Source organism: Brevundimonas sp. EYE_349 (genome assembly GCF_023147505.1).
Lineage (GTDB): Bacteria > Pseudomonadota > Alphaproteobacteria > Caulobacterales > Caulobacteraceae > Brevundimonas.
Genome location: NZ_JAHXPB010000014.1, coordinates 1 through 22,786, shown reverse-complemented (window position 1 = coordinate 22,786; position 22,786 = coordinate 1). Strand labels below are relative to the sequence as shown.

Genomic DNA, 22,786 nt, shown 5'->3' with positions numbered 1-22,786 from the left:
TCGCGCCGCCAGCCTTCGCCAGCGTCATCGTGATCGCCGCCGTCAGCGTCGTCTTGCCGTGGTCAACGTGACCGATCGTGCCGATGTTGCAGTGCGGCTTCGTGCGTTCGAACTTTTCCTTGGCCATTCTCTAGCTCCTAAGGTCCCCGAACCGGGGTTCCTGCAGTTTGGGGGTTAAGGGCGCCCGGCCGACGGCCGACCGGGCGCTATTTAGGTGCGCTTTTCCAAAAGGAAAAGCTTAGGCGTACTTCTTGATCACTTCGTCGGCGACGTGTTGCGGCACCGGCTCGTAGTGGTCGTATTGCATGGTGAACTGGGCGCGGCCCTGCGACATGCCGCGCAGCGTGTTCACATAGCCGAACATGTTGGCCAGCGGCACGAAGGCGTTCACGACAGTGGCGTTGCCGCGCATGTCCTGACCCTGGATCATGCCGCGACGGCCGTTCAGGTCGCCGATGACCGAGCCGAGGTATTCCTCGGGGGTCACGACTTCCACCGCCATGATCGGCTCGAGCAGCTTGGGCGCACCCTTCTCCTTCAGTTCGCGGAAGGCGGCGCGCGACGCGATTTCGAACGCCAGCACGCTGGAGTCGACGTCGTGGAACTTGCCGTCCGTCAGCGTCGCCTTGAAGTCGATCAGCGGGAAGCCGGCCAGCAGGCCGTTGTCCTTGGCCGAGTTCAGGCCCTTTTCGACGCCGGGGATGTATTCCTTCGGCACCGCGCCGCCGACGATCGAGTTCTCGAACACGAAGCCCGAGCCCGGCTCGCCGGGTTCGAAGGTGATCATGACGCGGGCGAACTGGCCCGTACCGCCGGTCTGCTTCTTGTGGGTGTAGTCGATGTCGACCTTGCGGCCCAGCGATTCACGATAGGCGACCTGCGGCGCGCCGATGGTGGCCTCGACCTTGTAGGTGCGCTTCAGGATGTCGATCTTGATGTCCAGGTGAAGCTCGCCCATGCCCTTCAGGATCGTCTGGCCCGACTCGTGGTCGGTCGAGACGGTGAAGGACGGATCTTCCGAAGCCAGCTTGGCCAGGGCGACACCCAGCTTTTCCTGGTCGGCCTTGGTCTTGGGCTCGACCGAGATCTCGATGACCGGGGCCGGGAATTCCATCTTCTCCAGGATGACGGGCGACTTCAGCGGATCGCACAGGGTGTCCCCGGTGCGGGTTTCCTTCAGGCCGGCCAGGGCGACGATATCGCCGGCGTAGGCTTCCTTGACGTCTTCGCGGTTGTTGGAGTGCATCTGCAGCATCCGGCCGACGCGCTCTTTCTTGTCGCGGCTGGAGTTCAGCAGGCTCATGCCCGTTTCCATCTTGCCCGAATACAGGCGGCAGAAGGTCAGCGAGCCGACGAAGGGGTCGTCCATGATCTTGAAGGCCAGAACCGACAGGGGCTCGTCGTCCGACGCCTTGCGGGTGATGGGTTCTTCGGTCTTGAAGTCGATGCCCGGGGTCGGCGGGATGTCCAGCGGCGACGGCAGATAGTCGACCACGGCGTCCAGCAGCGTCTGCACGCCCTTGTTCTTGAAGGCCGAGCCGCACAGGATCGGATAGAAGGCGCCGGTCAGCACGGCCTTGCGGATGCACTTCTTGATGGTGGCTTCGTCGGGCTCGTTGCCTTCGAGGTAGGCTTCCATCGCCTCGTCGTCCAGCTCGACAGCGTTGTCGATCAGGTACTGGCGGGCTTCGTTGGCCTTGTCGACCAGGTCGGCGGGGATCTCTTCGTCACGGTAGGACGCGCCCAGGCCGTCGTTGTCCCAGACCACGGCCTTCATGCGGACCAGGTCGACCAGGCCCTTCAGCGAGCTTTCGGCGCCGATGGGGAATTGGATCGGCACGGCCTTGGCGCCCAGACGGTCGCGGATCGATTCCACCGACTTGTCGAAGTCGGCGCCGATCTTGTCCATCTTGTTGACGAAGACGATGCGCGGCACCGAATATTTGTCGGCCTGGCGCCAGACGGTTTCGGTCTGCGGCTCGACGCCGGCGTTGCCGTCCAGCACCGTCACGGCGCCGTCCAGAACGCGCAGCGAACGTTCGACCTCGATGGTGAAGTCCACGTGGCCGGGGGTGTCGATGATGTTCAGGCGCTTGTTCTGCCAGAAGGCGGTCGTCGCGGCCGAGGTGATGGTGATGCCGCGTTCCTGCTCCTGGTCCATCCAGTCCATGGTCGCGGCGCCGTCGTGGACTTCGCCGATCTTGTGGGATTTGCCGGTGTAATACAGGATCCGCTCGGTCGTCGTCGTCTTGCCCGCGTCGATGTGGGCCATGATGCCGAAGTTGCGGTAGTCCTCGAGCTTGTGCGTACGAGCCATGAAAACGTGCCTTGGAAGTAGTGCAGGACGCGAAGCGCGCCCTCGGGGATGATCGTCGATGCGGCGGATAAGCGAGCGCGGGCGATTTAGCTCAAACCGCCCGCGCCGGATAGTCTCAGATAGTCGCCGCAGTTGGCGCTTTTAAGACGCTTACCAGCGATAGTGGCTGAAGGCGCGGTTGGCTTCGGCCATCTTGTGGGTGTCTTCGCGCTTCTTGACCGCGGTGCCGCGGTTGTTCGAAGCGTCCAGCAGCTCGGCCGCCAGCTTTTCCGTCATGGTGTTCTCGCCACGCTTGCGCGCGGCGTTGACCAGCCAGCGGATGGCCAGGGCGCGGCGGCGGTCCGGGCGGACTTCGACGGGCACCTGATAGGTGGCGCCGCCGACGCGACGCGAACGGACTTCGACCGACGGGGCGACATTGTCCAGGGCGGCGTGGAAGGTGGCGACCGGCTCTTGGTCCTTCTTCTTGTCGGCCAGGATGTCGAAGGCGCCGTACACGATGTTTTCGGCGACGGCCTTCTTACCTTCGTACATGACGTAGTTCATGAACTTGGTGACGACCAGGTCCCCGAACTTCGGATCCGGCAGAACTTCACGCTTCTGGGCGCGGTGACGACGCGACATGGGTTATTCCTTGCAGTGCCCGGCCTGCGCCGGGAATATCTAGAAAAGGCGTCCGGGCGCGACGGCCCGGAAGCGAATGGCTTACTTCGGACGCTTGGCGCCGTAGTGCGAACGACGCTGCTTGCGGTCCTTGACGCCTTGGGTATCCAGAACGCCGCGCAGGATGTGGTAGCGAACGCCGGGCAAGTCCTTCACGCGGCCGCCGCGGATCAGAACGACCGAGTGTTCCTGCAGGTTGTGGCCTTCGCCGGGGATGTAGCACACGGCTTCGTAGCCGTTCTTGGCCAGACGGACCTTGGCGACCTTACGCAGAGCCGAGTTCGGCTTCTTCGGGGTCGTGGTGTAGACGCGGGTGCAGACGCCGCGACGCTGGGGCGAACCCTCCAGGGCCGGCACCTTGTTGCGGGTGGGCTTGGGCTTGCGCGGCTTGCGGATCAGCTGGTTGATCGTAGGCATTCGAAACTCGTCTCGACTTCTGATGGAGGCGTGTGTCTTTCGACCGAAGCGCCTCTCGCCTTCTTGTGAACGGGGGACCATCCCCTCGCCCGGGTGTCATCGAGACTGAGGGCCTGACCCGAACGCCCCCGGTTTGCTCCGGTGAACCGGAAATACAAAACACAAAGGGCCGGAACGCGCGCTTTGGGCGTTCCGGCGGGCACAGCCCGTCCGTTCGATTGTCACGCTCTCGGCAACCGGCGAACCGGCCACGCCTCGAGAGTGCGCGGCTTCTACGCGGGATGGGGCCTCAGGTCAAGAACGCCCGTTAACCCCTCGCTCCGCACCGCATTACGAACGAGCGCGACCGTCTTCATTAGAGCGTCGTTCGGCCTGAAACCCGCCACGCTTCGCGTTCAGCTTGATCGAACGACCAACCGGGGATGGTTTATGGCGGGGCTGGCCAGAACAGGGGCGATTACGCTCTCGCTTGCGATCAATGCAAGCGTGCTGGCGCTGCTCGACCTTGAGGATCGACGCCCGGCCTCACGACGAATCCCGGCGTCGTCTCCCATCTACGTCGATATCGAGCCCGTCTTCATCAAGCCCCCAGTCCAGCGACAGCCACCCCCTGCCATGCAGGCGGCGGCAGACCGCCCGGCGGCGCCCTCCCCGCAACTTCTCGGGGATCGACCTTCGGCGCCGACCAAGCCGCCGAAGTCGGATGTTGCTGCGACGCCCGACTACGATCCGCGCTGGACCGTCCGCCCCCGCGCCTCGGCCAACCTCGCCTGGCCGCCGGGCGCTGCGGCGCGGAGCGAAGGGCCGGATTGCCGCCCCGGTGAAGCGCGATCTTTGCAGGACAGGCAGACCTGCCGCGCGCTGGCCATGGCGGCCGCGGAGCCCTCCGCGCCGATGGTGCGCTCCAGTGACGAGGATCGGACAGCGGCCTTCGCCAAGGAGGCCGCTGTCAAGAAACGCTGGCGCGACTACCGCGAGGGAGACGGCCCCTACCCCGGCCTTCGATCCTTATTCGGCTTGAACTGACGCATGGCGGATTCGATGTCGGACCTGACGCGATGAGGGCGAACGCGACCGGCGCCCGTCTGGCTTGGCGCAAGGCGGGCTTTGCAGCGGCGTCCGTCGGCCTGAACGCGGGGGCCGTCGCGCTTCTTTGCATGACCGATGTGAAGCTGGGCGTCCGGCCGCCGTCCGCCGGGTCGATAATCGTCTATCTGGACGACGCCTGGCCGACCCTTGCCCGCGCGCCGAAGTCGGCCTCCGCCCCTCCATTGGAGGAAACACTCGCCGCGACCCGCCGGCCGCAGGCGTCCCCGACGGATGCGTCGGACAGCGGCGGAACGGCCATGTCGCCGCGCCAGGCCCTGACCGAGGCGGCAACGCACGACGGGATCGACGGCCGCTGGCGGGTCGATGCCGCCGTCCCGGGGCAGAGGGTCCCCCTCCTGTCGTGCGACGCCCCTCACCGCCTGTCGCTCGACGCCCGCCGTGTCTGCGAAGACCGCTGGGCCGACGCCGAGGCCGTTCCCGTCATCCGGGGCACGGGCGATGCGGAACGCGACGCCGCCTTCGCTCGTCAAGGCGCGCGCCGTCTGGCGGAGTGGGAGGCTCAGCGGGCCGATCCGTCGCGCGTCAAAGGGTCGTGCGAAGACCCAAACCCCGTGGCAGGATGCCCCGACGTGAATATTCGGATCGATCTCTTCTCCTCGCGGGACGGCTTCCTGCCCAACCTCAGAAAGCGTCGCGAATGACCGCTGCGTCGATGTTTCCGCCTGGCCCCTGGTCGCGACGGCGCCGCCCGGACTGGCGAAAGGTCGCCCTGGCCTCCGCCTCGGTCGTCATCAACGCCGGTCTGATCGCCGTCCTGTCCCTGACGGCCCTGGGGATCGACGCGCCGCTGACCGCGCCGGAACAGCGGCCCGTCTATGTGGACATCACGCCGCGTCCCCTGCTGCCGGACGAACGGCCGCGCCCGGCGATCCAGCCGCCGGCCCCGGCGCCCGCCGCCGCGCCGCGCGACGCCCGCAACATTCAGACCCCGGCCACGCCCCAGGCGTCGCCCCTGCCGGATGCGCGCCCGGCGCCCCTGCGTCCCCGCCTCGCCGCGCCCGCGCCGCAGGGCGTGCCGGTCCCCGCCGATCCGTGGCGCGTCGATCCGGGCGACCGGACCAACGCCATGGCCCGCGCCCTGCGCCAGGGTTTGATCGGCTGCACCACCCCGGATCGGTTGAACGCCGCCGAGCGCGCCCATTGCCGCGAGGACGCCATGCGTCGCGGCCTGAACGCCGCCCCGATCACCGGCACCGGCAACCCCGAACGCGACGCCCGCTTCGCCCGCGAGGGCGCGCGACGCCTCGCGGAATGGGAGATGATGAACCGCCCCTTGTCCGGGGGCGTCGGCGTAGTCGGGCCGGGCGACTGCCCCGGCTCCAACTTCGGCACGGGCTGCGCCGGGGCTCACCTGGGCGACGTTCCCGGCGTGGAAATGCGCCAAGGCGCGGAGTCGACGATCAACCGAGGCGAACGCCACCGTCAGGGCTTCTCGGCGAGCATCGGCGGATTACGCATTGGCGGTAAGGACTGACAACGACGTCAGCGATGATCCTGACAGTGGATATCGTGCATCACCTGCCCAAGATGCATCGCGCCCATGGCAAGACCGACGTAGCCCACCCCGCACCACAGGACGACGTTCAAGGCGATCGCAGCGGGCGACGCCCGTTTTTCCTTGGTCATGATGCGCCCCACACACGCCTTGGGCAGCCGAGCGGCTGGTTCATCCGTGGTCCTGGCAATGGGCGTCGTGCATGGCGGCGCCGAGATTGAGCATCATCGTCTTGGCCTCCACCCAGACGAACAGCGACAACACCAGGGCCGTCAGCCCCCACAGCACCTTGTCCGATTTCGTCACGGCGGCCTCCCGAACAACCTCGAACTATCTCCGCACAACCCGACGCCGCGTCAAGCCACAAGAAAAAGGGCGGCGCCGTCGCCGGCGCCGCCCTCTTCATGTCGTTGGTTCCGAACCCGGAGATCAGCCTTCGCTGCTCTCCAGCTCCAGTTGCAGATCGGCCGGCAGCGGCTCGATCGCATCTTCGCGGGCCTGGGTCAGTTCCGCGTCGCGCTCGTTGGCGATCTTCTGCAGGCTGCGCAGATAGGCGCCCGTGCCCGCCGGGATCAGACGACCCACGATCACGTTCTCCTTCAGGCCCTCCAGCATGTCCTTCTTGCCGTGGACCGAGGCCTCGGTCAGGACGCGCGTGGTTTCCTGGAAGGACGCCGCCGAGATGAAGCTGCGGGTCTGCAGCGACGCCTTGGTGATGCCCAGCAGGACGGGCTGGGTGGTGGCCTGACGACCGCCGCGCTTCTCGACCTTGGCGTTCTCCAGGACCGCTTCGGCGACTTCGACGGTGTCGCCGCGGATCAGGGTGGTTTCACCCGCGTCCAGGACTTCCACCTTCTGCAGCATCTGACGCACGATGACTTCGATGTGCTTGTCGTTGATCGGCACGCCCTGCAGGCGATAGACCTCCTGCACCTCGTTCACCAGATATTCGGCCAGCGCCTCGACGCCCTGGATGCGCAGCAGATCGTGCGGATCCGGGTTGCCGTCGATGATGTAGTCGCCCTTCTGGATCAGATCGCCGTCGTGGACGGAGATGTGCTTGCCCTTGGGGATCAGGAACTCGACCGGCTCGCCCTGCACGCCGTCGGCGTTGACTTCCGGCGTGATCTTGATGCGGCGCTTGTTCTTGTAGTCGCGACCGAATTCGACGCGACCATCCATCTCGGCGATGACCGCGCAGTCCTTGGGACGGCGAGCTTCGAACAGTTCGGCGACGCGCGGCAGACCGCCGGTGATGTCGCGGGTCTTGGCGCCTTCGGTCGGAACGCGGGCGATGATCTCGCCAGGCTTGACCTCGTCGCCGTTCGACACGGACAGAACCGCGCCCACCGGCAGCAGATAGCGGGCGTCAGAACCGGACGACAGCTTGGCGTAGGCGTCGCCCAGGGTGACGCCCATGGCCGGACGCAGGTCCGAACCACGCGGGCTGGCGCGCCAGTCGGAGACCACGCGCTGGGCGATGCCCGTCGCTTCGTCGGTCTCTTCCTTGACGGACAGGCCTTCCACCAGGTCCTCGAAGCGGACGACGCCGCCCACTTCGGTCAGGATCGGGGTGGTGTAGGGGTCCCACTCGGCCAGGCGTTGGCCGCGCGCGACCTCGCCGCCGTCCTTGACGCGGATGCGGGCGCCGTACGGAGCCTTGTGGGTCTCGCGGTCCTTGCCGTCGACCACGACGGTCACGGTGACGTTGCGGCTCATGGCCACCAGGTCGCCGTGCGCCGCGACGACGGTCGGGCCGGCGATGCGGGCCGTACCGGCGTTGGTCGCCTCCATGAAGGAGGTTTCCGCCACCTGGGCCGTGCCGCCGATGTGGAAGGTCCGCATCGTCAGCTGGGTGCCCGGTTCGCCGATCGACTGGGCGGCGATGACGCCGACCGCTTCGCCGATGTTGACGTTGGTGCCGCGCGCCAGGTCACGGCCGTAGCAGTGGGCGCAGATGCCGGCGTCGGCTTCGCAGGTCAGGGCCGAGCGGACCTTGACCGACTGCACGCCGGCGGCGTCCACGGCCTCGACCACTTCTTCCACCAGATAGGTGTCGGCGGGGAACAGGACCGTATCGGTGCCCGGCTCCTTGATGTCCTCGGCCGCATAGCGACCCAGGATGCGCTGACCCAGCGAGACCAGCACGTCGCCGCCCTCCATCACCGCACGCAGGGTGATGCCGCGCGTCGAGCCGCAATCCTGCTCGGTGACGATCGAGTCCTGCGCCACGTCCACCAGACGGCGGGTCAGATAACCCGAGTTGGCGGTCTTCAGCGCGGTGTCGGCCAGACCCTTGCGGGCGCCGTGGGTGGAGTTGAAGTATTCAAGGACGGTCAGGCCTTCCTTGAAGTTCGAGGTGATCGGCGTCTCGATGATCTCGCCGGACGGCTTGGCCATCAGGCCGCGCATCCCGCCCAGCTGCTTCATCTGCGCCTGCGAACCGCGGGCGCCCGAGTTGGCCATCATGAAGACCGAGTTGATGTCGGGGTTCTCGCCCTCGATCAGCACGCGCGGCTGCGCGATCTCTCCCATCATGGCGTCGGCGATCCGGTCCGTGGCCTTGGCCCAGGCGTCGACGACCTTGTTGTACTTCTCGCCGCGCGTGATCAGGCCGTCGGCGTACTGTTGTTCGTACTCCTCGACCTGGGTGCGGGTCTCGGCGACCAGTTCGACCTTTTTGGCCGGGATCACGATGTCGTCCTTGCCGAACGAGATGCCTGCCTTGGCCGCCTCGCGGAAGCCCAGGCCCATCATCTGGTCGGCGAAGATGACCGTCGCCTTCTGACCGCAGTGGCGATAGACCACGTCGATCAGGTTCCCGATCTCCTTCTTGGTCAGGTTCTTTTCGAGCAGGCGATAGCCGACGTTCGGGTTGCGCGGCAGCAGGGCCGCCAGCTTCATCCGGCCGGGCGTGGTGTCGATGACCTTGGTCACCTCATTGCCTTCGGCGTCCTGCTCGGTCCAGCGCGCCTTGATGCGGCTGTGCAGGGTCACGACCTTGGCGTCCAGCGCGGCGTCGATCTCGCCGATGTTGGCGAACAGCTTGCCTTCGCCCGGCTCGCCGTCCTTGACCAGCGACAGATAGTACAGACCCAGGACGATGTCCTGCGACGGCACGATGATCGGCTTGCCGTTGGCGGGCGACAGGATGTTGTTGGTCGACATCATCAGCACGCGCGCTTCCAGCTGGGCCTCAAGGCTCAGCGGGACGTGAACGGCCATCTGGTCGCCGTCGAAGTCGGCGTTGAAGGCGGTGCAGACCAGCGGGTGCAGGCGGATGGCCTTGCCCTCGATCAGCTTGGGTTCGAACGCCTGGATGCCCAGACGGTGCAGCGTCGGCGCGCGGTTCAGCAGAACCGGGTGCTCGCGGATGACCTCGTCCAGGATGTCCCAGACGGCGGGCTGCTCGCGCTCGACCATGCGCTTGGATTGCTTGACGGTGCCCGACAGGCCCTTGGCGTCCAGACGCGCGTAGATGAACGGCTTGAACAGCTCCAGCGCCATCTTCTTGGGCAGGCCGCACTCGTGCAGCTTCAGTTCCGGTCCCACGGTGATGACCGAACGGCCCGAATAGTCGACGCGCTTGCCCAGCAGGTTCTGACGGAAGCGACCCTGCTTGCCCTTCAGCATGTCGGCCAGCGACTTCAGCGGACGCTTGTTGGCGCCGGTGATGACGCGACCGCGACGGCCGTTGTCGAACAGGGCGTCGACGGATTCCTGCAGCATCCGCTTTTCGTTGCGGATGATGATGTCCGGCGCCCGCAGCTCCATCAGGCGCTTCAGGCGGTTGTTGCGGTTGATGACGCGGCGATACAGGTCGTTCAGGTCCGAGGTCGCGAAACGACCGCCGTCCAGCGGCACCAGCGGACGCAGTTCCGGCGGGATGACCGGCACGATGGTCAGGATCATCCATTCGGGCTTGTTGCCGGACTCGAGGAAGGCCTCGATCAGCTTCAGGCGCTTGGAGGCCTTCTTGGCCTTCATTTCCGAGGGATTGTCGGCCAGCTCGCCACGGTGCTTTTCAGCCTCGGCGTGCAGGTCGATGCCCATCAGCAGGTTGCGGACGGCCTCGGCGCCGATCTCGGCGGTGAAGCCGTCGTCGCCGAACTCTTCCTGATAGCGATAGAACTCGTCTTCCGTCAGCAGTTGGTTCTGCTTCAGCGGAGTCAGGCCCGGCTCGGTGACGATGTAGTTTTCGAAGTACAGGACGCGCTCGACGTCCTTCAGCGCCATGTCCAGCATCAGCGAGATGCGGCTGGGCAGCGACTTCAGGAACCAGATGTGGGCGACCGGGGCGGCCAGGTCGATGTGGCCCATCCGCTCGCGGCGAACGCGGGCCAGCGTGACTTCGACGCCGCACTTCTCGCAGATGATGCCCTTGTACTTCATGCGCTTGTACTTGCCGCACAGGCATTCGTAGTCCTTGGTCGGGCCAAAGATACGGGCGCAGAACAGGCCGTCACGCTCGGGCTTGAACGTGCGGTAGTTGATGGTTTCCGGCTTCTTGATCTCGCCGAACGACCACGACCGAATCTTCTCCGGCGAGGCCAGGGCGATCTTGATCTGGTCGAAGGTCGGGGTGACCGGGACCGGGTTGAAGATGTTCAGGACTTCCTGGTTCATCTTGGTTTCCTTCTGCGGCGCGAGGGCCGCTTAAAAACTTCGTCGATGGAGAGCGGCTCGTGATCCGTGAGCCGTGAAGCGTGACGGGATCGGCCCACTCACGATTCACGGCTCACCATTCACGCCTCAGCTGTTCTCCAGCTCCACGTTCAGACCCAGCGAACGCATTTCCTTGATGAGCACGTTGAAGCTCTCGGGAATGCCGGCCTCGAAGCTGTCGTCGCCGCGGACGATGGCCTCGTAGACCTTGGTCCGGCCGGCCACGTCGTCGGACTTCACCGTCAGCATTTCCTGCAGGGTGTAGGCGGCGCCATAGGCTTCCAGAGCCCAGACCTCCATTTCCCCGAAGCGCTGACCGCCGAACTGCGCCTTGCCGCCCAGCGGCTGCTGGGTGACCAGCGAGTACGGGCCGATGGAGCGGGCGTGGATCTTGTCGTCGACCAGGTGGTGCAGCTTCAGCATGTAGATGTAGCCCACCGTGACCGGGCGCTTGAACTGCTCGCCCGTCTGGCCGTCGTACAGGATCGACTGGGCCGACTTGTTCAGCCCCGCCTCTTCCAGCAGACGCTCGATGTCGCCGATGTGCGCGCCGTCGAAGACGGGGGTCGCGAACGGCACGCCCTTGGACAGGTTCTTGGCCAGCTCGATCAGCTCTTCCTCATCCTGCGGCAGAGGGGTTTCCTCGCCGTAGATTTCGGTCAGCCGCTCGACCAGGGCCTGCTTCTGCCCGCCCTGCTGCCAGGCTTCCAGCAGACCGGAGATCTGCTTGCCCAGACCCGCTGCGGCCCAACCCAGATGGGTTTCGAAGATCTGGCCGATGTTCATGCGCGACGGCACGCCCAGCGGGTTCAGAACGACGTCGACGTGGGTGCCGTCTTCCAAGTGCGGCATGTCCTCGATCGGCAGGATCTTGGAGATGACGCCCTTGTTGCCGTGACGGCCGGCCATCTTGTCGCCGGGCTGCAGCTTGCGCTTCACCGCCACGAAGACCTTGACCATCTTCATCACGCCGGGGGGCAGTTCGTCGCCGCGCTGCAGCTTCTCGACCTTGTCTTCGAAACGACGGTCCAGTTGCTTGCGGGCGTCTTCGAACTGGCGCTTCATCGCTTCCAGCTCGCCCATGGTCTTTTCGTCGTCCAGGGCGATCTGCCACCACAGACCACGGCTGACCTCGGCCAGCTTCTCGTCGGTCAGCTCGCCGCGGCCGATGCCCTTGGGCCCCGACACGGCGTTCTTGCCGACGATCAGCGGCTTCAGGCGGCCATAGACGTTGCGCTCCAGAATCTTGAGCTCGTCGTCGCGGTCCTTGCCCAGGCGTTCGATCTCGGCGCGTTCGATCGCCATGGCGCGCTCGTCCTTGTCGACGCCGTGACGGTTGAAGACGCGAACGTCGACGATGGTGCCGGCGACGCCGGGCGGCAGGCGCAGCGAGGTGTCGCGCACGTCCGAAGCCTTCTCGCCGAAGATGGCGCGCAGCAGCTTCTCTTCCGGGGTCATCGGGCTTTCGCCCTTCGGCGTCACCTTGCCGACCAGGATGTCGCCCGGCTGGACCTCGGCACCGATGGCCACGATGCCCGCTTCGTCGAGGTTGCGCAGGGCTTCCTCGCCGACGTTGGGGATGTCGCGCGTGATTTCTTCAGGCCCGAGCTTCGTATCGCGGGCGGCGACTTCGAACTCTTCCAGGTGGATCGAGGTGAAGACGTCGTCGCGCACGATGCGCTCGGAGATCAGGATGGAGTCTTCGAAGTTGTAGCCGTTCCAGGGCATGAAGGCGACCAGGGCGTTGCGGCCCAGGGCCAGTTCGCCCAGGTCCGTCGACGGACCGTCGGCGATCACGTCGCCGCCCTTCACCTGATCGCCCACGCGCACGATCGGGCGCTGGTTGATGCAGGTCGACTGGTTCGAACGCTGGAACTTCGACAGACGATAGATGTCGACGCCCGAGCGGGCGGCGTCCACGTCGCCTGTGGCGCGCACGACAATGCGGGTGCCGTCGATCTGTTCGACGACGCCGTCACGACGGGCGACCACGACAGCGCCGGAGTCCACGGCGACGACCGCTTCCATGCCGGTGCCGACCAGCGGCGCGTCCGACTGCACCAGCGGCACGGCCTGACGTTGCATGTTGGCGCCCATCAGCGCGCGGTTGGCGTCGTCGTTTTCCAGGAACGGGATCAGGGCCGCAGCGACCGAAACGACCTGTTTCGGCGACACGTCCATCATGTCCACGGCGTCCTTGTTCAGGAGCTGGGATTCACCGTTGATCCGGCCGGGGACTAGGTCCTCGACGATCTGGCCGTCCTTCAGTTCGATATTGGCCTGAGCGATCGTGTACTTCGACTCTTCCATGGCCGAGATGTAGACCACCTCGCCCTGGGCCTGGCCGTCCTTCACGCGACGATACGGGCTTTCGATGAAGCCGTACTTGTTGACCCGCGCGTGGGTGGCCAGCGAGTTGATCAGGCCGATGTTCGGGCCTTCCGGCGTTTCGATCGGGCAGATGCGGCCATAGTGCGTCGGGTGCACGTCGCGGACTTCGAAGCCCGCGCGCTCGCGCGTCAGACCGCCCGGGCCAAGCGCCGAAAGGCGACGCTTGTGGGTGATTTCCGACAGCGGGTTCGTCTGGTCCATGAACTGCGACAGCTGCGACGAACCGAAGAACTCGCGAACCGCGGCGGCGGCCGGCTTGGCGTTGATCAGGTCGTGCGGCATGACTGTGTCGATATCGACCGACGACATGCGCTCCTTGATGGCGCGCTCCATCCGCAGCAGGCCGACGCGGTACTGGTTTTCCAGCAGCTCGCCGACCGAACGGACGCGGCGGTTGCCCAGGTTGTCGATGTCGTCGATCTCGCCCCGGCCGTCCTTCAGGCCGACCAGAATCTGCAGCACCTTCAGCACGTCTTCCTTGCGAAGGACCCGGATCTCGTCGGAGACCTCGGGGCTTTCCAGACGCATGTTCATCTTGACCCGGCCGACGGCCGACAGGTCGTAGCGTTCGCTGTCGAAGAACAGCGAGTTGAACATGGCTTCGGCGGCTTCCGGGGTGGGCGGCTCGCCCGGGCGCATCACGCGATAGACGTCGAACAGGGCGTCCTCGCGGTTGTCGTTCTTATCGACGCGCAGGGTGTTGCGCATATAGGCGCCGACCGTGACGTGGTCGATGTCCAGCACCTCGATGGTGGTGAAGCCGTTCTGCTCCAGCACTTCGATGGTCGGGGCGTCCAGTTCGTCGCCGGCCTCGGCGTAGATTTCGCCGGTCTCGAAGTTCACCGCGTCATTGGCCAGATATTTGGTCAGCAGGGCGTCGGCGGCCAGCGAAAGCGACGTCGTGGTGTCGCCCAGCTTCTTGGCGGCGCGCGCGCTGATCTTCTGGCCGGCCTGGGCGATCACTTCGCCGGTGTCGGCGTCGACCAGGTCGAACTCCGGCTTCACACCGCGCCAGCGCTCGGCCTTGTACGGCGTGACCCAACCCTCGCCGCGCTTCTCGTAGGGCACGGTCTCGTAGAAGGTCTTCAGGATTTCCTCGCCGTCCATGCCCAGCCCCATCAGGAAGGTCGTGGCCGGCAGCTTGCGGCGGCGGTCGATGCGGACATAGACCACGTCCTTGGCGTCGAACTCGAAGTCCAGCCACGACCCGCGGTACGGGATCACGCGGGCGGCGAACAGCAGCTTGCCCGAGGAGTGCGTCTTGCCCTTGTCGTGATCGAAGAAGACGCCCGGCGAGCGGTGCATCTGCGACACGATCACGCGCTCGGTGCCGTTGACGATGAAGGTGCCCTTGTCCGTCATGAGCGGGATGTCGCCCATATAGACGTCCTGCTCCTTGATGTCCTTGACCGAACGGGCTCCCGTTTCCTCGTCGGTCTCGAACACGATCAGGCGCAGCTTGACCTTCAGCGGCGCGGCATAGGTCATGTCGCGCTGAATGCACTCCTCGACGTCGTACTTCGGCTCTTCGAACTCGTACGAGACGTATTCCAGGATGGCGCGTTCGTTGAAGTCCTTGATCGGGAACACCGACTTGAAGACCGCCTCGATGCCCTGCTCCTTGCGCTGGCCCGGACGGACCTCACGCTGCAGGAACTGTTCGTAGGAGGCGCGCTGAACCTCGATCAGGTTCGGCATCGCCACCGCTTCGGGAATGCGCCCGAAGGATTTGCGGATGCGCTTCTTGCCGGTGAACGAGGTGGCGGAGGCGATCTGACCGTTGATGGCGAGATCGTGGGCGACGTCAGTCATTCAGTGTTTCCCATGACGCACGACCCGGGAAAGCCGTGCGTGAAATGCAGCAGCCACGGCGCGCCTTTCAGCGTCCGCAGCCAGGTTTTCGGCGCCCACCCTCGGCCCGCTGCCGGGCCAGGACGCCTGAAATGTACCGGCTCCCTGGGGAAGGAGCCGCGCCTTCGCACGGTCGGAGGGCGACGGACCGGGCCTCGGCGCTTGCGCGCAGACTCATATGGAGTGGTGCGGGAACGCGCACATATACGCGCATTCGCGACGAAATAAAGGCCCCGGGCCAAATCTTGCGCGGGCGAACTTCAGTTCGGCGTTGGCCCGCTTGTCTCGAACCGTGTCGATCCATCCGATTGAACGGTCATGACAAGATTCAGGGACGTATTCAGACCGCAGGCGGTCCAGGTCCAACGCTCGGTCCATTGCGTCGGATTGAGCGGATCGCCGGTCAGGGAGGTCATTTCCGTATTGGTCAGTCGGCCGGCGGGCTGAGGAACCCGGCCCCTGCAGGATCCGCTATCGGCGTTGAGCACGGGGATCAGCCGAGGCGTGACCTGCTGGAGAATGTCCATATAGAGCCTGGGTCCGGTCATGGTGCCGCCCACGCTCATGTTCAGTCCGCGCCACTGTCCGCCATGAAAGAAGACCAGGACATTGATTTCCCGGTCGGCCCCGCACCAGGGAACGACCGTGCGGATCAGCGCCTCTCCTCGTTCCACCTGCTCACCGTTCGGCGCCACCTTGATCGGCAAGCTCTCCATGGCGCTGCGCGCCACGATGCTGTCGGGGGGCGCGCTTGTGTCGCTGCAATCCGGCGACACGCCCGCCGCGGCCCAGGACGCCAGAACATCCCGAACGACCGGCTTCCAGTTTCGGTCAGCGGTCGCCTTGATCAGGACGGCAAGCGGCTCGGTCGGGCTCAGAACCTCCACCGGACGATAGATGGGCGCGGTGGCGACGACCTGCGCCGGCGGCTCGGCGGCCTGGATCATGACTGGCAAAACGTCGCTCCCCGTGTCCGCGACATCTCTCAAACCTCACGGGTTTGGGCAAGCTCTACATCTGGCGGCGTTGCGTTCGCGTTGCTAGACGTGCTCGCATGATCCGCATCGCACTTCCCCTGTTCGCCGTCCTCGCCCTGTCCGCCTGCGCCACACGCCAGCCCGTGACCTATGCCGAGACGGCGTCCGCCGCCGCCCGCGCCGCCGCCCAGGTTCAGGGCGAGGCCGGCCTGACGGCCCAGCAGCTGTGGGACCAGGGCAACGCCGACTATCTCGCGTGGAACGGCGCGCGGCGCGGCTGGACGACCACCGAGAGCGGGCTGCAATACCGCCGCGTCGGAAAGGCTCATCCCGACGGCGCCCAGCCCTCCGGCTCCGACACGGTCAAGGTCCACTATCGCGGCACCTTCATCGACGGGCGCGAGTTCGACAGCTCCTATTCCCGCAACGAACCGGCCGAGTTCCCGCTGAACCGCGTCATCAAGGGCTGGACCGAGGGCGTGGCCCTGATGCACGTCGGCGAGATCTACGAGTTCGTCATCCCCGCCTCCCTGGCCTACGGCTCGCGCTGGGTCGGCGGCGACGAACTGCCGCCCAACTCCACCCTGCGGTTCTCGGTCGAACTGCTGGAGGTCAAGCCCGGCTGAACCCTGGAAATAGGATGGTTGGCGCCCGCTCTCCATCCTATGTGCGGACAACGCAGCCCGTGGTTTCAATGCCTTGCAGGCCGCCAGCGTCAATTTTCCGGCCATAGGAAGCGGCGCGCGCATCATGGTCGGCATGACCGATGACCGCTCCGATCCCCAACCGAACGCCCCCGACTGGACCCGACGGTCCGCTGCGACGTGGGCCGCCGCCCGCAAAGACTATCTGGCCGGCGGTTTCGCCGTCGAGGTATGCGAGCGTCACGGCCTCAGCCTCTCGACCTTCCGCTGGCGCGCCCGCACCGAGGGGTGGCGCAGATCGGATCAACCCCATGGCGCAGTGTTCGAGCCGCTCGCGGACTACGAACTGGACTTCATCGATCAGCGCCTGCCCTGCAACGCCGCCGACATGGCGCGATTGGCTTGGGCCAACGCATCCAAGGCGATGATCGACGGAAAACTGATCGAGGCGCGGGGCTGGTCGCGACTGCACCGGGATCTGGAGGCCATAGCCAAGATCGACGACCATGCCGTACGCTACTATCGCGGCATGGCGAACGACCCGAAAAGACAACACAATCTGCCAACCACGCCGCCTCTTCGTCCGATGGAGGAAGACTGAGCGAAATTGCACTTTCTTGTACATTGCACGCGTTTTCGGAAGTGCAGTGCAATTTCGGATCACCGCTGACGCTTGACGCCCCCGCTCCTGCGGCGGACTGTCGCGCCTCCCCCCGGAAGGCTTTGAGAGTCCGTGATGATCCCCACCCGTCTTCGCGTCGCCGGTCTGGCGCTTCTGCTCGTCTCGGCCGCCCCTGCCGCCTTGGCGCAGCAGGCCTCGACCTACGCCCCCGCCCTGCCCGCGCCCCTGCCGCCGATCCCGGACTCCCAGGACGTGGCCTATCCCGGCGTGATCAAGCTGGATATCGACGCCACCAACCTGTCGCAGCGCATCTTCTCCGTGACCGAGACCATTCCCGTCGCCCAGGCCGGGCCGATGGTGCTGTATTTCCCTGAATGGCTGCCCGGCAACCATGGCCCGGTCGGCCCTATCCCCCAGCTTGCGGGAATCGAGATCACCGCCGGCGGCCAGCGGGTGGAATGGGTGCGCGACACCCTTCGCCCCTTCGCCTACCACATCGTGGTTCCCGCCGGCGCGACCGCGCTTGAGGTGAAGCTGCAGCACCTTTCGCCGACCGCCGGCGCCCAGGGCCGCATCACATTGACGCCTGAGATGCTGAACCTTCAGTGGGAGAAGATGCTGCTCTATCCGGCCGGTCACTGGTCGCGAAACATCATGGTCCAGCCCACCGTCAAACTCCCGACCGGCTGGCAGTTCGGCACGGCGCTGGAGCCGCTGGAAAAGAACGGCGACGTCCAGACCTTCAAGCCGGTCGATCTGGAAGTCCTGATCGACAGTCCCATCTTCGCCGGCGTCCACTATCGCCAGATCGACCTCGATCCCGGCGGCCGCTCGCCCGTGCGGGCCAACATCGTCGCCGACGAGGCCGACAGCCTGAACGCCACGGACGAGCAGATTCAGATTCTGCGGAATCTGGTGACGCAGATGGACCGCCTCTATGGCGCGCGTCACTTCGACCACTACGACTTCCTGATCGCCATGACGGACAAGCTGGGCGGCATCGGGCTGGAGCATCACCGCAGTTCCGAAAACTCGGTCGATCCCGCCTTCTTCACCGGCTGGGCCACGCACCTGTCCGACCGCGACCTGCTCAGCCACGAGATGAACCATTCCTGGGACGGCAAATGGCGCCGCCCCGCCGACCAGTATGTGCCCAACTTCAACTCGCCCCTGCAGAACAGCCTGCTGTGGGTCTATGAGGGCCAGACTCAATACTACGGCCAGGTCATCGCCGCCCGTTCGGGTCTTCTGACCGCGCAACAGGCGATGGACGCCCTGGCCCTGACGGCGGCGACCTATGACGCGCGCGTCGGCCGCCAATGGCGCGCTCTTCAGGACACCACCAACGACCCGATCATCAGCCAGCGCCAGGCCAAGGGCTGGCTGTCGTGGCAGCGCGACGAGGACTACTATTCCGAGGGCCAGCTGATCTGGCTCGACGTCGACACCCTGATCCGGGAGAAGACGAATGGCCGCAAGTCGCTCGACGACTTCGCCCGCGCCTTCTACGGCGTCCAGGATGGCAGCTACGCGCCCGCCCCCTATACGTTCGAGGATGTAGTCGCGGCCCTGAACGGCGTGGTCGCCAGCGATTGGGCCACCTTCCTGCGCACCCGTCTGGACGCCGATGGTCCGAACGCCCGCGCCCCGCTGGACGGCCTGGCGCGCGGCGGCTGGCGCCTGGCCTTCGCCGACAAGCCCACCGACTATATGAAGACCCTGTACGCCGAGCTGAAGCGCAACGACTTCACCTATTCCCTGGGCTTCCAGACCGGCGAGGGCAACAAGATCCGCAGCGTCCAGTGGGACAGCCCGGCCTTCAAGGCGGGCCTGGCCGTGGGCATGGAGATCGTCGCCGTCGACGGTCAGGCCGCCACGCCCGACAGGCTCTCCGCCGCCGTCACCGCCGCCAAGGACCCGGCTGTCCCCGTTGCGCTGATCGTCAAGGACGGCGACCAGTTCAAGACCGTCGCCCTCGACTACCACGACGGCCTTCGCTACCCCCGCCTGGAACGCATCCCCGGAACGCCCGACCGCCTTACCGACATCCTGACGCCAAGGCGGCGATAAAAATATCCTTCTCCCGCTGGGATAAGTCCCAAACGCTAACTTGCTAGAATCAAACGATATTTTGTGCTATGAAGTTCATACACGATGTATGCACGTCACGGCAGATCAATGACTTAGCGCCGCGATGTGCACGAAATCTGCACGACGATGGAGGCTGTCATGGCGTTTGTCACGGACAAGGAAGAGCTGAAACCCGGACTGGTCATCTTCCGGCGGGGCGATTTGCAGACCCGGGATTGGTATTGTCGAGTCCGACTGCCGAAGGCGACGCGCTACAAGACCATCGCCTTAAAGACGCCGGACATCACGACGGCGCGTACCCTAGCCTACGACCACGAAAGCGAAGTCCGCTTTGCGTTGAAGCGAAATCTGCCGGTGTTCAACCGTCCATTTTCGGCGGTGGCGAAGGACTACATCGCAGAGCAGAGACTGCGCGCGCAGCGCGGCGAGATCACGCCGGGCCGGGTGAAGCTCATCGAGTCGGTCGTGAAGAACCAGCTCAATCCCTATGTCGGCAAGATCCAGATCGACCTCATCGCTCTGGACCGCTGGCAGAACTATCCGTCCTGGCGACGGTCGCTCGGTCAGGGGCGGATGACGCGCCATGGCAATGTGCGACCGATGACGGACGCCGAACGCGATGCTGCCAAGGCCCTCGCCGATGACAAGGCGAAGCAGAAAGGGGGCGCGGTCGGCAAGCAAACGGCGGAGACCCCGGAGCCCGAGAACACGGACTGGATCATCGTCAGTGACGCGACCATTCGCTTCGAGATGAAGATCTACCGCGCCATCATCAATGACGCCGTTTCCAAACAGGAGGCCCCGCCTCATCACCGGATCGAAGGCATGCCGTCGCTTGAGAAGCAGCGCCGGGATGCGTTCTCGCTGGAGGAATACCGCCGCCTCCATACCCACGCCCGCACCAAGTGGGTCGATGCCGCGAAGACCGAAACCGCCCGCTGGTACCGGGCCATGGTTTATCAATTCGTCCTGATCATGTGCAACACCGGCATGCGGCCTTCAGAGGCGCGTAACCTGCGTTGGCGCGACGTGATGGAGGCGACTGACAAGAACGGTCAGCCGGTGACGGTGTTGTCCGTGCGTGGCAAGGGCAAGTCCCGCCAGCTTGTCGCGCCGAGCAGCAATGTCGGGAAATATCTGGACCGCATCCGCGCCATCGCGGTGAGCACCGCGCCAGAAGCTCCGGTGTTCAGCAGCGCCACCGGCGCAGAGGAACGCACCCTCTACAAGGCCTTCATCGCGGACCTGCTGGACCACGCGAACCTGCGGGTCGGTCCATCCGGCATTCTGCGCTCGACCTATTCGTTCCGGCACACCTACGCCACCATCCGCCTGACCGAAGGCGTCAGTGAACTGCTGCTGGCCGAGCAGATGGGAACGTCGGTGCAGATGATCCAAGAGCATTACGGCCATGTGGACACCATCAAGCATGCCGACCTCGTGTTGCAGGGCATGAGCGACTGGGAGCCGCAGGAGCCAGCGATCCCGGCGGATGAAAAGCAAACCGCGAAGATCAAACGGAACGCGCGGGCGAAGATCAGCACCGAGCCGCGCAGACCTCATTGATGTCCTGCCCGTCGCCGCCGAGGATCACGCGCCGAGTTCGGTGCGCCGCTGGTGGCGAAGGGCTGGTCTGTGCCCTCTGCCTAGCGTCCGATGCGCAGCTGCGCTCTTGATCGGCCGATTGGCGAAGCAGGCCGGTGGATTGAGCCGCGTCGAGTTCGATGCGGCCCACTGGCCTGCGTCTTCCGCCGCTTGTCCCCCGCGCGCCGTGGCGCTCTTGGAGGGGCGACAGCAAGGCCCTGGCCTTCGTAGGATTGCCACCAACATCAGTCCGCTAAGCTTGCACTGCGGAACGCGCTCGCTTGCATTCGACGCAGTATGCGCCAGGCTCAGCATTCTGATACAGATCCGGCGGTCTCGCCGCTGACGACATTCCGGCGCTAAGCACTCCTAACGCATGCAATCCCGACAAATTGTCTCCATTTGGATGCCGTCAGAACCGTCGCGTCCCGAACCACGACGAGAGCTAGCTCCCGTCTGCACGGTTGGTGTTGGTAGAGTTTAGCTGAGCGGTTTCGTCACGCCTTGGTTGTGCTAGTCTGACCGAAGGGAGCGGGCATGACAAACACAACAGATTTCAACGACGTCTTGGCATTACCGAACGGTGCAAGCTTCGTGCGTGGCGACCTCCATATCCACACCGTAGTTGGATCACACGACGTAACCGACCCGGCTGCGACGCCTGTCAACATCGTGCAGACGGCCATCGACAACGGCCTTTCGGTCATCGCCATTGCCGACCACAACGAAATATCTGCGGTCGAGGCGGCGATCGATACCGCGCGGGGCAAACCAGTGCTCGTCGTTCCAGCAGTGGAACTCAGCACAATGCAGGGGCATCTGCTCTGCTACCTGCCTGACCTGCGCTCCCTTCAGCAGTTCCATGCTCAGCTAACCGTGCGTGACTCCGGCAACCCGAACTCTCGGGTAGAAAACGCCATGATTGATTGCCTCAATAGGCTCCAGGGTCATGGCGGATTTGCCCTCTTGGCACATGTTGATGGGCCGAAGGGCCTAGAGCGCGAGATGCCGGGCGCCGCCCCCCACAAACTTGACATCCTCAGCCATCCTTCACTGCTCGGCATCGAGCTAAAGAATGCTGCCTCCGACATCAGTTACACGCCGAAAGACCCCGACAACGTCAGGGCCGGAATCGGTCGCGATCGTGAGGGGCGAATTGGTTCGACATCCAGCAATCTTGCGCGCGTCCTCAATTCTGATTCCCATACTTTGGCCGCGCTAGGTCGCAACGCTGCCGGCGATCAGCGCGTCACGCGATACAAGCTTCAGACGCTCAGCTTCGAGGCTCTCAAGCTAGCACTTTCCGACGCTGAAGCTCGCGTCCGCTTGGAAGATGAGGTTCCTCGTTCTGTTCCGATTATCACCGGCATCCGCTTCAAGGGTGGTTTCATCAAAGACCAGGCGATCCATTTCAGCAAAAACTTGACCTGCATCATCGGGGGCCGAGGCACCGGAAAATCGACCACATTCGAAGGTGTTCGCGCGTTCTCGAAATACCCAAGTGGCAATTCTGTCGTGAACTCCGACGTGTGGCCCGACCGTATTGACGTCGTGTTTCGCGATGAGGCCGGCGCAGGCCATCAGTTGGCCTGGAGCAAGGGGGACGTGTGCGCCACGAACGTGGGTGATCCGATAGAAGGGCCAGATACCATCCCGATCGAGTGCTATGGCCAAGGGGAAACTCAAAAAATCAGCCAGAAGGCACAGGAAGATCCCGGAGCGCTACTTGGGTATTTGGATCGCTTTGTTGAAGTCAACGTCGAACTCGCGAATGAGGAAGCCTCCCGAGCGCAGCTCTTTCAAATCGACGCAAAAATTTCTGAAGCGCGGACTAGGCTCAGGACTCATAGCCAGAACAGCACTGTGGCGGCGAGGGCTATGGCGGACAGGAAGACGGTCGGGCAGCGATCGTAGCGAGTGGCGACCCGTCGCCAGTCTTTCAGGCGGCCAAACATGATT

General features: G+C 64.9%; 16 protein-coding genes and 1 pseudogene. 7 read left to right on the top strand and 10 right to left on the bottom strand.

The window, feature by feature from the left end; translation table 11 throughout:
• From KZX42_RS16945 to rpsL, 4 genes are all read right to left on the bottom strand, one after another.
• Positions 1-127: GTP-binding protein (locus KZX42_RS16945; RefSeq protein ID WP_231492570.1), on the bottom strand; the 127-nt coding region annotated here is incomplete at its 3' end.
• Positions 128-238: 111 nt separating this feature from the next.
• Positions 239-2,317, bottom strand: a complete 2,079-nt coding sequence (fusA, locus tag KZX42_RS16940; protein ID WP_248121327.1) for an elongation factor G — start codon at positions 2,315-2,317, stop codon at positions 239-241.
• Between the two features lie 150 nt (positions 2,318-2,467).
• Positions 2,468-2,941, bottom strand: a complete 474-nt coding sequence (rpsG, locus tag KZX42_RS16935) for a 30S ribosomal protein S7 (RefSeq protein ID WP_248121325.1) — start codon at positions 2,939-2,941, stop codon at positions 2,468-2,470.
• An 81-nt stretch (positions 2,942-3,022) separates the two neighbouring features.
• Positions 3,023-3,397 carry a 30S ribosomal protein S12 gene (gene rpsL / locus KZX42_RS16930; RefSeq protein WP_008260482.1) on the bottom strand — a complete coding sequence of 125 codons (375 nt, stop codon included), beginning with the start codon at positions 3,395-3,397 and terminating at the stop codon, positions 3,023-3,025.
• 429 nt (positions 3,398-3,826) lie between these two features.
• Between rpsL and KZX42_RS16925 the strand changes: the two genes are divergently transcribed.
• The 3 genes from KZX42_RS16925 to KZX42_RS16915 are packed head-to-tail and all read left to right on the top strand — an operon-like array spanning position 3,827 to position 5,981.
• Complete coding sequence (locus KZX42_RS16925) at positions 3,827-4,423, top strand: hypothetical protein (protein ID WP_248121323.1); 597 nt, start codon at positions 3,827-3,829, stop codon at positions 4,421-4,423.
• 32 nt (positions 4,424-4,455) lie between these two features.
• Positions 4,456-5,148 (top strand): hypothetical protein, encoded by a 693-nt coding sequence (locus KZX42_RS16920; RefSeq protein ID WP_248121321.1) that lies wholly within the window; start codon positions 4,456-4,458, stop codon positions 5,146-5,148.
• Positions 5,145-5,981: a hypothetical protein gene (locus KZX42_RS16915; RefSeq protein WP_248121319.1), complete on the top strand. Its 837-nt coding sequence runs from the start codon at positions 5,145-5,147 to the stop codon at positions 5,979-5,981. Before KZX42_RS16920 ends, KZX42_RS16915 begins: the two co-directional genes overlap by 4 nt.
• A gap of 8 nt (positions 5,982-5,989) precedes the next feature.
• On the opposite strand, the gene KZX42_RS16910 is transcribed toward KZX42_RS16915, so the two are convergent.
• The 5 genes from KZX42_RS16910 to KZX42_RS16895 all read right to left on the bottom strand — a co-directional run bounded on the left by KZX42_RS16910 (position 5,990) and on the right by KZX42_RS16895 (position 15,856).
• Positions 5,990-6,133 (bottom strand): hypothetical protein, encoded by a 144-nt coding sequence (locus KZX42_RS16910; RefSeq protein WP_248121317.1) that lies wholly within the window; start codon positions 6,131-6,133, stop codon positions 5,990-5,992.
• A gap of 40 nt (positions 6,134-6,173) precedes the next feature.
• The gene (locus tag KZX42_RS17285) at positions 6,174-6,308 is read right to left on the bottom strand and encodes a hypothetical protein (protein WP_282438995.1); all 135 of its coding nucleotides are present in this window, start codon (positions 6,306-6,308) and stop codon (positions 6,174-6,176) included.
• A gap of 123 nt (positions 6,309-6,431) precedes the next feature.
• Positions 6,432-10,628, bottom strand: a complete 4,197-nt coding sequence (gene rpoC, locus KZX42_RS16905) for a DNA-directed RNA polymerase subunit beta' (protein WP_248121315.1) — start codon at positions 10,626-10,628, stop codon at positions 6,432-6,434.
• 126 nt (positions 10,629-10,754) lie between these two features.
• A complete protein-coding gene (gene rpoB, locus KZX42_RS16900) occupies positions 10,755-14,870 on the bottom strand; it encodes a DNA-directed RNA polymerase subunit beta (RefSeq protein ID WP_248121313.1) in 4,116 nt (1,371 codons plus the stop codon).
• A 299-nt stretch (positions 14,871-15,169) separates the two neighbouring features.
• Complete coding sequence (locus tag KZX42_RS16895) at positions 15,170-15,856, bottom strand: hypothetical protein (RefSeq protein ID WP_248121312.1); 687 nt, start codon at positions 15,854-15,856, stop codon at positions 15,170-15,172.
• A gap of 107 nt (positions 15,857-15,963) precedes the next feature.
• Between KZX42_RS16895 and KZX42_RS16890 the strand changes: the two genes are divergently transcribed.
• The 4 genes from KZX42_RS16890 (at position 15,964) to KZX42_RS16875 (ending at position 20,809) form a co-directional block, all read left to right on the top strand.
• On the top strand, positions 15,964-16,512 hold the full coding sequence (locus KZX42_RS16890) for an FKBP-type peptidyl-prolyl cis-trans isomerase (RefSeq protein ID WP_248121310.1): 549 nt from the start codon (positions 15,964-15,966) through the stop codon (positions 16,510-16,512).
• 133 nt (positions 16,513-16,645) lie between these two features.
• On the top strand, positions 16,646-17,131 hold the full coding sequence (locus tag KZX42_RS16885) for a hypothetical protein (protein WP_248121308.1): 486 nt from the start codon (positions 16,646-16,648) through the stop codon (positions 17,129-17,131).
• A gap of 135 nt (positions 17,132-17,266) precedes the next feature.
• Positions 17,267-19,222 carry a peptidase M61 gene (locus tag KZX42_RS16880; RefSeq protein ID WP_248121306.1) on the top strand — a complete coding sequence of 652 codons (1,956 nt, stop codon included), beginning with the start codon at positions 17,267-17,269 and terminating at the stop codon, positions 19,220-19,222.
• Between the two features lie 159 nt (positions 19,223-19,381).
• The gene (locus KZX42_RS16875) at positions 19,382-20,809 is read left to right on the top strand and encodes a site-specific integrase (RefSeq protein ID WP_248121304.1); all 1,428 of its coding nucleotides are present in this window, start codon (positions 19,382-19,384) and stop codon (positions 20,807-20,809) included.
• A gap of 1,862 nt (positions 20,810-22,671) precedes the next feature.
• Here KZX42_RS16875 and KZX42_RS16870 read toward each other — a convergent pair.
• Positions 22,672-22,786 (bottom strand): annotated as a pseudogene (locus tag KZX42_RS16870) (IS5/IS1182 family transposase); the annotation flags it as partial.

Excerpts from the sequence above, each read along its gene's own strand:
- fusA (WP_248121327.1), bottom strand. The coding sequence starts at position 2,317 with ATGGCTCGTACGCACAAGCTCGAGGACTACCGCAACTTCGGCATCATG.
- rpoB (WP_248121313.1), bottom strand. The coding sequence starts at position 14,870 with ATGACTGACGTCGCCCACGATCTCGCCATCAACGGTCAGATCGCCTCC.
- KZX42_RS16910 (WP_248121317.1), bottom strand. The coding sequence starts at position 6,133 with ATGACCAAGGAAAAACGGGCGTCGCCCGCTGCGATCGCCTTGAACGTC.
- KZX42_RS16895 (WP_248121312.1), bottom strand. The coding sequence starts at position 15,856 with ATGATCCAGGCCGCCGAGCCGCCGGCGCAGGTCGTCGCCACCGCGCCC.
- KZX42_RS16875 (WP_248121304.1), top strand. The coding sequence starts at position 19,382 with ATGGCGTTTGTCACGGACAAGGAAGAGCTGAAACCCGGACTGGTCATC.
- KZX42_RS16920 (WP_248121321.1), top strand. The coding sequence starts at position 4,456 with ATGAGGGCGAACGCGACCGGCGCCCGTCTGGCTTGGCGCAAGGCGGGC.
- rpsG (WP_248121325.1), bottom strand. The coding sequence starts at position 2,941 with ATGTCGCGTCGTCACCGCGCCCAGAAGCGTGAAGTTCTGCCGGATCCG.
- KZX42_RS16880 (WP_248121306.1), top strand. The coding sequence starts at position 17,267 with ATGATCCCCACCCGTCTTCGCGTCGCCGGTCTGGCGCTTCTGCTCGTC.
- rpoC (WP_248121315.1), bottom strand. The coding sequence starts at position 10,628 with ATGAACCAGGAAGTCCTGAACATCTTCAACCCGGTCCCGGTCACCCCG.
- KZX42_RS16915 (WP_248121319.1), top strand. The coding sequence starts at position 5,145 with ATGACCGCTGCGTCGATGTTTCCGCCTGGCCCCTGGTCGCGACGGCGC.
- KZX42_RS16885 (WP_248121308.1), top strand. The coding sequence starts at position 16,646 with ATGACCGATGACCGCTCCGATCCCCAACCGAACGCCCCCGACTGGACC.
- KZX42_RS16890 (WP_248121310.1), top strand. The coding sequence starts at position 15,964 with ATGATCCGCATCGCACTTCCCCTGTTCGCCGTCCTCGCCCTGTCCGCC.
- KZX42_RS16925 (WP_248121323.1), top strand. The coding sequence starts at position 3,827 with ATGGCGGGGCTGGCCAGAACAGGGGCGATTACGCTCTCGCTTGCGATC.
- rpsL (WP_008260482.1), bottom strand. The coding sequence starts at position 3,397 with ATGCCTACGATCAACCAGCTGATCCGCAAGCCGCGCAAGCCCAAGCCC.